A 2,695-nucleotide genomic window follows, 5' to 3' on the forward strand; every position below is an offset into this window, starting at 1 on the left:
GTGCGGCCGGTGCGGCCGGTGCGGCCGGTGCGGCCGGTGCGGCCGGTGCAGCCGGTGCAGCCGGTGCAGCCGGTGCAGCCGGTGCGGCAGCCTGCACGGCCGGCGACGCCACCGGCGTCACGGTCGTGCCCGGGGCCGGCGCTACTTCGTTGCCCGTCGGCCCGGCCGCCTGAGCCGCACCATCCGCGGGTGCCACGCTCGCCGCGGGCGCGGGCAGCGCGGGCTGCGGTCTCGAGAAACGCCCGCCATACGGTTCGGACGGCGGCGTCGTGCGAGGCGCGGCAGGCATCTGCCCGAACGCCCCGCTCTCCGGCGACGGCTGCGCCCGGTTCGCCGCCGCCTCCAGCGGCGACGGTGCCCTGCCGCCCGTGGTGCCGCCGCCCACGCTGCCGGGCATCGGCTTCGTCGCGGGCGTTGCGGCCGTTGCGGCCGTTGCCGCGGCATCTTCCGCGTTCAGCGCCACCGGATCGAGCCGCAACTGGTCGGCGTGCACGTTGACGTCGGTGCCCGACCACACTTCCTGCGTGTCCGCATCCGCCGCGACCTGCGGCCGAACGATGTGCGGCGTGATCTGCAACACGATCTCGGTCTTCTTGTGATCGCCGCCGTGATCCGAGAACAGGCGGCCAAGCAACGGCAGCTGGCCGAGGCCGGGCACCTTGTTGGCGTTGCGACGGTCCTCGTCCGAGATCAGCCCGCCCATGATCTGGGTTTCGCCATCGCGCAGGCGCAGGCTCGTCGACGCACTGCGCGTGCCGATCTGATACGCGAGCGAACTGAGGCCCTGCGAATTGCCGCTCGAGATCGTATTGGTGATGTTGCTGACCTCGAGATTCAGCTTGATGCCGACGTCGCCGTCGCGATAGACCTGCGGCTCCACCTCGAGCTTGATGCCGACATCGAGGTACTGGATCATCTGCGTGAACGACGGGCCGCTCGTGCTCGGCGTGCTCGAGCTCGAGATCACCGGCACCTTGTCGCCGATCATGATGCGCGCCTTCTCCTTGTTGCGCGTGCGGATGCGCGGGCTCGCGAGCAGGTTCGCATCGGTGTCCGTCAGCTTGAAATCCGCGGTGGCGGACAGGCCGCTGACATTCAGCGCATTGACCGGCAGATGGTGCAGAATGCCCCAGGTATTCGCCGTGCTCGGCGTCGATACCGTGAACGAGTTCGGCCAGTTGATGCCGAGCTGCGACATCCGCTCGTGCGACACCTCCAGCACCTCGACCTCGAGCATCACCTCCGGCTCCGGCAGATCCTGGGCCGCGATCATCTCGTCGGCGACCTTGATCATGTCCGGCGTGCCGCGGATCGTCACGGTGTTCGCGCGCTCGTCGATCACGGCCTCCTTCACTTTCAACAGGCTCTTGAGCAGCGACTGGACCTGTTTCGCGTCGACGTTCGACAGCTGGAACGTGCGCACCTTGAGCTCCTGGTATTCGAGCTCCTTCGCAGGCGTCGCCGGGTAGATGAACAGCGTGTTCGCGTTCATCTGCTTCTTGTCGAGCTGGTTCTGCAACAGGATCATGTCGACCGTGTCCTGCAGCGACGCGTTCTGCACGAAGATCGTCGTCTTCAGGTCGGCACGCACGTCGCGGTCGAAGATCACGTTCAGCCCCGACGTCCGCGACAACGCCTCGAACACCATCCGCACGTTCGCGTCGCGAAACTGCAGCGACACCGGCGTGCGCATGATCGACGAAGCGGCGAGCTTGTCGTCCCGTTCCGCGTGCTGCTGCCGGCGCTTGTCGTCGAGCTCCGACTGCATCCGTTCCGCCATCGTATTGCTCGGATCCTCGACCAGCACGCGATGCACGCGCTCGGCCGCCTGCGCGTACGAGCCGCGCTTCATCATGCGGTCCGCTTCCTGCAGGATCGCCAGATGCTTGCGGTCCTGCTCGATCATCGTGCCGATCCTGCGGGCACGCTCGCTCGACGGATCGAGCTGGGTCGCCATGTACGCGGACCGGGCCGCATCGTCGAACTGGTTCTGCTTGCGGAACTCGTCGGCGTTGTCGAGCAGCTGGTTGACTTCGGCATCGCGCACGTGCAACGCGTCGATCCTCACCTGCGCGTTGGTCGGATCGTCGTGCACGTTCGGCACATGCGCGCAGCCGCCGCACGCGAGCACCGCCACGGCGATCGCCAGCGCGCGTTTCGTCGCGATCCGGCTCGCCGGCGCGTGCCGGAAATCGAACGGCGTGAAGGGCGAAAGGGATGTCGATGGGCCGCTGTCCCCAACGCGGCGCGCACCCCGTGTGCATGAGGTTTTCATCTACTTTTCCCTTGGAATGGACACCACCTGCACCTGGTTCAACGGCAGATAGGTAAGCACCACGTTCGACTCCGAAACCGACTCGACGCGATACTGGCCATCGATCACGTCACCTGGCGAAACGATCAGCAACTGATCGCCGTTGCTGAGAAACACATGCGGCTTCGCCGCGTTGGCGTCCTGCTCGCCGACATAGGTGAACGGAACCGGCGGCGCCGACGGCGGCGCCGGGCGCGTCTCGGGCAGCGTCGGCACTTCGACGGGCGGCGGCAGCCATGACGACGCGGTGAACGGGTCGTGCGCCGCTTCGATCGACACCGGCGCGCGCAACGCGGCGAGCTTCTCCTGGGGCGTCGCCGCGGCCGCGCCGGCCGACGCAGGTCGTGGCGCGGGCACGGACGCGGACGCGGACGCGGGCAC

Annotated in this window: 2 protein-coding genes; both read right to left on the reverse strand. The window is 67.8% G+C overall.

The features are described from left to right. A partial coding sequence (locus ACPUER_RS36280; protein ID WP_425133516.1) for a secretin N-terminal domain-containing protein occupies window positions 1-2,275 on the reverse strand: 2,275 nt, incomplete at its 3' end. Continuing rightward, window positions 2,276-2,695, reverse strand: a 420-nt coding sequence (locus tag ACPUER_RS36285; protein WP_425133517.1) for a hypothetical protein, incomplete at its 5' end; no start/stop codon positions are given.

This window comes from Burkholderia sp. DN3021, from assembly GCF_049805555.1.
GTDB lineage: Bacteria > Pseudomonadota > Gammaproteobacteria > Burkholderiales > Burkholderiaceae > Burkholderia > Burkholderia pyrrocinia_C.